Genomic DNA, 6,688 nt, shown 5'->3' on the forward strand with positions numbered 1-6,688 from the left:
AGCGTGGCTAATCGAGAATCAATGATTTGAATCCAATCCCTAAAAATATTTGATCTTTATCCAAATCATTGCTAACGAATTTATTATCTTTTCATTCGCAATACGGAACTGCGTTTAGCAGGGCGTTATGCACAAGCAAAACCAACACCAACTAAATGAGTAAATTGATTAAAAAGTATGCTATTTTATTAATAATTGGATTACTCATTTCACGAATATTGTCCGCTATAATTCTGCTTGCAGTTCCAACTTTATTGACGGCTGAATTACCAGAAGGTGGAACTTCAACTTTGAGTGGCAGCTATTTAAGCAGTGGACTTGAATATCTTGTCAACATTGGATTTATTTTTCTCTTGTCAAAGGATATGAGGAATGAAGAAGTTAAATCAAATTTGATTTTGGTTATGACCTTTTTCTCATCAATGATTGGCGTTGTCCTTTTCCTATTAAGTGTAGCTCAAAAAAAATCGAACTTGACTAAAATTGAACTGAATGAATAAGCTCTTGAGAATTTTAAACAAATACATTGTTCTTTTAATTCTATGGTCAATTATTGGAATGGTTTGGGTTTATGTTCGACCTATTTTAATGCGGAAAGGAATGTTGAGTACATCTGACTTTGAGTCTTACTCATTCATAAATTCTTTGCCAACATATATAGATTATCTGATTCGAATTATAATTGTTACTCTGATAATAATCGATTTTAAAAAACATAAACTGAATTACGTTGTATTGACAGCATTTGCTACATTGATTTATCCTCTTTTGGGAATTGTAATATTATCACTTTTACTAATAGAAAAATGGAAAGAAAATGCCAGTGCATAACAACGGCTATAGTTCATTGCGGCTTAAATTCCTAATCGGAATTTCGAGCCTTTTTGCTAAATTTATAGTAACGGCGGAATGATACTCGCGTACCATTCCATAACGAAACCATAGCCAAAACCGTTGTGAGTAATTATACGAAAATGCAAACTCAATCTTTAAATTAATGACTGATTTATCAAAAAAAGTAACTGAAATACTTAATCACTCGATTAATAAATTTGATAGACCAGTCAACGAGCTAATCAAAGAATTAAAGATTGACCTTGAAAAGCAATATGCTGACTTTAATTATTGGGACGATTTAGAAGTGTCAAATCCAGAAAAATATTATCAAATTGATGAAATTGCGAACCAAACTGGGCATTCTCTGGAAATCCAAAAACGCCAAGACATAGAAACCGCAATGTTCATTGAAGATGAATTATTTGCATTAATAGAAATGAAAATAATTTACGCTTTCAAGAACTTAGAAATTAACATAAAAAAACTAATTCGCCACTATTATAAAGAATTGCCAAATTCTAAACCTAAATGGCACGAAATTGAACGATTTTTAAAAAGACAGAACATCCCTTTGAATAAGATTCAGGGATTTAAAGAAGTGGATGAATTAAGATTGGTTAATAATTCATTGAAACATTCTGATGAGAGCGTTGACCAAAGTATTATGAATATCCAAGAGTTTAAAAATGGCTCTATTCAAAACAGCGAGTCTTTAGATAAATTCTATGAACGAATAGAAGAGTTCCCTGCTTTATTTTTTACTTCCTTGATGGAACGAATAGAAAAAGAAACAGGTGACTTTAATCAAGAAAAGTTAGAGCGAATCGCTGAAAAGGCCACCAACAGAATGAATAAAGATATTGCTGAAAAGTTAATTAATGAAATTAGGAAAAAATATAAATAACTACTCACAACAACGGCTATATTTCATTACGACTGAAATTCCTAATCGGAATTTCAAGTCTTTTTGCTAAATTTATAGTTACAGTGGAATGATACTCGTGTACCATTCCGTAACGAAACCATAGCCAAAACCATTGTGCGTAATAAACCAAAACTCAAAAATTAAATAAATTGGAAATAGAATTTTATAGTTTATTTTCTGCTCAGAAAAGTAAGGAAGCTGTTTTGAAATCAAATTTCTCTTCTAACTTTTTTGATGTTTTTCATAATAAATCCGATTTTAAAATTCCAGTTAAAACTAAAATTGTTTTAGGAAAAAAAATGTATGATAGAATTGACTTTAATGATGGTGTGAATTTTGTTATTTCTGAACGGTTTTTAAAAATCTTGCAAAAAAATGAACTTACTGGATGGAAAACGTATCCTGTAGAAATTGAAAATACAGATGAAAAATATTACGGATTTCAAATAATTGGGAAATCTGGTCCTTTAAAAAAAGAAAAACAAAAAGGATTTCATATTGGATATGAATTTGATAAAAAGAGTTGGGATGGAACTGATTTTTTCTCACCAGAAAAGACTCATTTAAGATTTCTTAGTAAAAAAGCAAAAGAAGTTTTGATTGATGAAAAAATAACAAATATTGAGATTGAAAATATAAGGGATATTGAGAACTACTCACTTGGTGATTGATAAAAATACTACGCACAACACGGTGTATAAAACATAGCTAATAAGTGCTAAACCAAAAGGTTTGTGTATATTTAGAAAGTCCGCCAAATTTTTAATTTGGATTTTAAAAAATGAGAAATTGAAAACAAAATATAAAAATTCGGCTCTGTGTTAATCCGAAAAGTTAGTGCCTTTTTACACGCTACGTTTCATACACAAGTCCGTTAGCATTAATAAAACTGAATGGAGAACGAATTTAAAGAAGTTATGTCCCGACGGACTGACGAAGAGTTGGTAAAAATACTGACAGTGGAAAGAGGTAAATATCAACCTCTCGCAATAGAAGCTGCTGAATTTGAAATTGAAAAACGGAATATTGACACATCGAGTTTTAAACAAATTCGGGAAAAAGCTACGGCCGAAAAAGAACAACAAGAAAAAGTTGACTCAAATGTCGTTAATTCAGGAATTCGATTCGTGAATTTTTTAATTGACTTTATCGTATGGTTAGTTTTAGCATTTATTGTAAGTTTCGTGATCGGACTTTTTATTCAACCGACTGACCAAGGAATGATTTCTTTAATTGGTTACATTTTGATTTTCGGAACATTTATCGCTTACTATGCTATAATGGAAATCAAATTCCAAAAAACAGTTGGAAAATTCGTCACAAAAACAAAAGTTGTGAAAATGAACGGAGAAAAACCGACGGATGGAGATATAATTGCTCGGACTTTTTGCCGACTGATTCCATTTGATAGACTTTCATTCTTATTTGTAAAAAATGGAATTCATGATTTTCTTTCAAAAACTACGGTTGTAAAAGATAAAACGGAATAAAAAACTAATGCTAACAAGGTGTATAAAATCATAGTGGCTAAAAGCCACAACGATTCATACACGCAACGTTGCCAAGCATAAAAACTAAAAAAATGGAATTAATAAAATCTTTTAATTTACTATTTATAGTACTAGGAATGTTTCTATTATCATTATCTCTACATTTTAAACAAGAAAACAAGAACCTAGAGTATGGATCTCATGGTTGGACAGAAAACCTTACTAAAAAAGGGAAGCTACTATTCTTTACAGGGACAATACTTGCTTTATTCGGAGCATCGATTCACTTATTCTAAAATAATTCTTACCTGATTTTTCTGTGACAACAATAACAATAGAAATGCAAACTTGCTTATATATTATAGAAAGTTGTTTGAATTTACTCTTTCTGAATTGTGTAATAAATGATTAAATCGATGAATCTTGAAAAATTACTTTTCCAAATAACGATGTGAAACGCTAGGCAACAACGGCTATAGTTCATTGCTTCTGACTTTCCTCTCGGAAAGTCCTCGCAAATTTGCTATCTTCGGTTTACGGCGGAAAATCCGCGAGGATTTTCAAACAACGAAACCATAGCCAAACACGTTGGCATGCATTTAAAACCTCAATTCTTAGAGCGAATTTGAAACGAATTATAATCATTATTGCTATTATTTTATTCGCATTCTTTTGCTATAAAGTTTATGATTTTTTCTCATTCTCATGGTTGGGTGATGATTGCGGAATGGATGATGGACCGTTTAATGCTGTGATCATTGATCCAATAAAAATATCCGAAACAGCTCAAGTGTTTGATCTATCTGATAACGGAAAATTAATAATCGACAACAGAACTGACTCACTCTCTCCTATTCTAACCTTAAAAGAAAATGGAAAAATAATATGGACGTTAGATACTGATACACGTAATACAAAAGAATACGCAAATACTCGAATTTATAATATCGATAAAGTAGAAATATTAAATAAAACAAATCCTATCAGACTTCAATTCTTTGCGGATTGGACTTATGGGTCTGAATCTGGTGGAATGGAAATTAATAGGAAAAGTGGTGAAAACAGTTTTTGCTTGAGTTGGTAATATATAAAACGACATGCCAACAACGTCTATAACTCATACCTTTGAATACACTAAAATTTATATATCTTTAATCTATAAAAATTTTGTGTAACGCACTGCTACTCTAAAATCGGTACGAGTCATACACGAACACGTTGTGCATAATTAAAAAAAGACACAAATGCCCTTTCCAGTTGACGAGAAATATATAATTGAAACAGAATCTGAATTAAGCGTGAAATTTCCAACTGACTTTAAAAAAAGGATGATGGAAGAAAACGGTGGTGAAATAGAATCTGAGGATTTTTACTTCCAAATTCATCCATTTTTTGACAAATCAGACAAGAAAAGGATAAGTAGAACTTGTAATCATATCGGACTTGAAACAAAAAACGCAAGACAATGGAATGATTTTCCTGAAAACGGAATTGTAATTGGAGATGGAGGCTCTGGAGATTTAATCTTTTTACAACACAATGGAGATGGAATTTTGACTGATGAAGTATATCTGTGGGACCACGGGGAGATTGAAAAAATAGCAGAAACGATTAATGAGTTTGATTAATAATAAAACTATGCACAACAATGGCTATAATTCAGCGTGGCTGAATAGATAAAATGAAACTAAAAACTATACATACGGCTGATTCCTCTGGTGGAACGATTCTCTAACCTACGCAACGCTTCGGTGAGCGTAGACGAATCCTTCCACGCCGAAATCATAGCCGAACCGTTGGGCATAATTTAAGAAAGACATTGAAAAAATTTCAAATTTTAATCCTCATTTCATTGTTTTTGTCTTGTCAACAAGATAAAGACAAACAAGCAGTTATTGTATCTGAAAACGAAAATGCTAAATTCATTGTCCTTAACGATTTTATCGAACCACAAGTTATGGATAGTTTGATGAAAAATAGAGAACCAAATTTTGCCAAATATGACAACGGACATTCTATCAATTATAGCTATCATTCAACATTCTATTCAGAGGAAAATAAAATAAAAGGGGCTTTTATATCTGACGTTTTTGAATATCAAAACGAAAACAGTGCGGTTGAATTCAAAGCATTTACCTATGGATTAAAATATAAGCTTTGGGAAGGAAATAAAATGGAGTTATCCAAAAATGACCACCTAAGTCTAAATGAAAATCTATATGAGATTTATGATGTAGTGATTAAAGACAGTCAATATAAAGGAAAACTATATGTTGTTGGCAAACCGAATAAAAATTTAAGTTTTCTTTTCTTTAATGATGGAGAACTGAATTTTGACTTGAATAAAATAGAACGAAAATTATCTGAATTATAAAAACTATGCCCAACAACGGCTATAGTTCATTACGGCTGAAATTCCTAATCGGAATTTCGAGCCTTTTTGCTAAATTTATGGTTACGGCGGAATGATACTCGCGTACCATTCCGTAACGAAACCATAGCCAAAACCGTTGGCATTCATTTTAGACGACCTATGAAACATATTTTTTACATAATAGTTTTTGCTTGTTTTTTAAGTTGCAAAGCTCAAAAAACGGAATCAAAAGTTGAAAAACTTGACACGTCTGAATTTGAACACCCTGAATTGATTTCCGATTTTATTTCAGCCGAATGGGGAAAAGTATATAAAGCTAAAGACAGTTTATTGAATATCGGCGAAACAGTAATTCCGGATCTGCTAAAATTAATGGATAATCCAAAAGAGTTTGAAAAATTACAAAATACAGCTGATTTAATTTATCCCGGAGCAACTGAATTTTATGGACACGGCTGGGTTATTGATTATGATTTAGATTGGATTGCTATTCGAGCTGGTTGGGCAATGGAAAATTTGACTTCACAACATTTCGGATTTTCAGAAAATGTGATAACCGAAAAAGAATTAATGGATTTGCACAAAAAGGATTATGCCAAATACATTGAAACTGGTAAACACGATGTGAATTTTGAACGACAGAAGTTTAAGGAACTAAATATCATCATAGGAAAAGCAAAGGAATGGTGGAAAGACAATAAGGAAAACTGGACACCATTACAAGGACTAATAGATGCTATCTACAGCGATGATTTATATAGACAATTGGATGCCATTCAACAAATGAGATATCCTCGCTTTAAAATTAAAGGATACAATCAAGAATGGTTTGACAGAGAAATAAAAACTCGAATTATTGAATTGAATAAATCCGACAATGAAGAGTTAAAGTTGCAAACGGGATATTTATTGCGGAATTAAAAAAAACGAAATGCCAACAAAGAACTGAGTTAAAAAACAAGTCTTTTTAGCTTAATCTAGATACATAATTTTCATCATAAGGTAATCCTGATTTTGCAATGGCAAATGCTTGTTTCAACAATTTGTTTGCTACTGCGATCA

General features: G+C 31.6%; 8 protein-coding genes. All 8 read left to right on the forward strand.

All coding sequences use genetic code 11. The features are described from left to right. Nucleotides 1-155: 155 nt before the first annotated feature. The 8 genes from DDY94_RS15960 to DDY94_RS16010 all read left to right on the forward strand — a co-directional run bounded on the left by DDY94_RS15960 (nt 156) and on the right by DDY94_RS16010 (nt 6,547). On the forward strand, nt 156-500 hold the full coding sequence (locus DDY94_RS15960) for a hypothetical protein (RefSeq protein WP_111685605.1): 345 nt from the start codon (nt 156-158) through the stop codon (nt 498-500). Between the two features lie 497 nt (nt 501-997). Further along, nucleotides 998-1,741 (forward strand): hypothetical protein, encoded by a 744-nt coding sequence (locus tag DDY94_RS15970; protein ID WP_111685607.1) that lies wholly within the window; start codon nt 998-1,000, stop codon nt 1,739-1,741. A 170-nt stretch (nt 1,742-1,911) separates the two neighbouring features. Next, entirely contained in the window at nt 1,912-2,433 is a 522-nt protein-coding gene (locus DDY94_RS15975) for a hypothetical protein (RefSeq protein WP_111685608.1), read from the forward strand. A gap of 222 nt (nt 2,434-2,655) precedes the next feature. After that, nucleotides 2,656-3,252 (forward strand): RDD family protein, encoded by a 597-nt coding sequence (locus tag DDY94_RS15980; RefSeq protein WP_111685609.1) that lies wholly within the window; start codon nt 2,656-2,658, stop codon nt 3,250-3,252. Nucleotides 3,253-3,877: 625 nt separating this feature from the next. Further along, nucleotides 3,878-4,336, forward strand: a complete 459-nt coding sequence (locus DDY94_RS15995) for a hypothetical protein (RefSeq protein ID WP_157957349.1) — start codon at nt 3,878-3,880, stop codon at nt 4,334-4,336. Nucleotides 4,337-4,496: 160 nt separating this feature from the next. Continuing rightward, the gene (locus tag DDY94_RS16000; RefSeq protein WP_111685612.1) at nt 4,497-4,880 is read left to right on the forward strand and encodes an SMI1/KNR4 family protein; all 384 of its coding nucleotides are present in this window, start codon (nt 4,497-4,499) and stop codon (nt 4,878-4,880) included. A 191-nt stretch (nt 4,881-5,071) separates the two neighbouring features. Next, entirely contained in the window at nt 5,072-5,626 is a 555-nt protein-coding gene (locus DDY94_RS16005; RefSeq protein ID WP_157957350.1) for a hypothetical protein, read from the forward strand. A 159-nt stretch (nt 5,627-5,785) separates the two neighbouring features. After that, nucleotides 5,786-6,547, forward strand: coding sequence for a hypothetical protein (locus tag DDY94_RS16010; RefSeq protein WP_111685614.1), 762 nt, complete (start codon nt 5,786-5,788; stop codon nt 6,545-6,547). Nucleotides 6,548-6,688 lie beyond the last annotated feature (141 nt).

It is taken from the genome of Winogradskyella tangerina, from assembly GCF_003260205.1.
In the GTDB taxonomy this organism is placed as follows: domain Bacteria; phylum Bacteroidota; class Bacteroidia; order Flavobacteriales; family Flavobacteriaceae; genus Winogradskyella; species Winogradskyella tangerina.

Excerpts from the sequence above, each read along its gene's own strand:
- DDY94_RS16000 (WP_111685612.1), top strand. The coding sequence starts at position 4,497 with ATGCCCTTTCCAGTTGACGAGAAATATATAATTGAAACAGAATCTGAA.
- DDY94_RS16010 (WP_111685614.1), top strand. The coding sequence starts at position 5,786 with ATGAAACATATTTTTTACATAATAGTTTTTGCTTGTTTTTTAAGTTGC.
- DDY94_RS15980 (WP_111685609.1), top strand. The coding sequence starts at position 2,656 with ATGGAGAACGAATTTAAAGAAGTTATGTCCCGACGGACTGACGAAGAG.
- DDY94_RS15960 (WP_111685605.1), top strand. The coding sequence starts at position 156 with ATGAGTAAATTGATTAAAAAGTATGCTATTTTATTAATAATTGGATTA.
- DDY94_RS15970 (WP_111685607.1), top strand. The coding sequence starts at position 998 with ATGACTGATTTATCAAAAAAAGTAACTGAAATACTTAATCACTCGATT.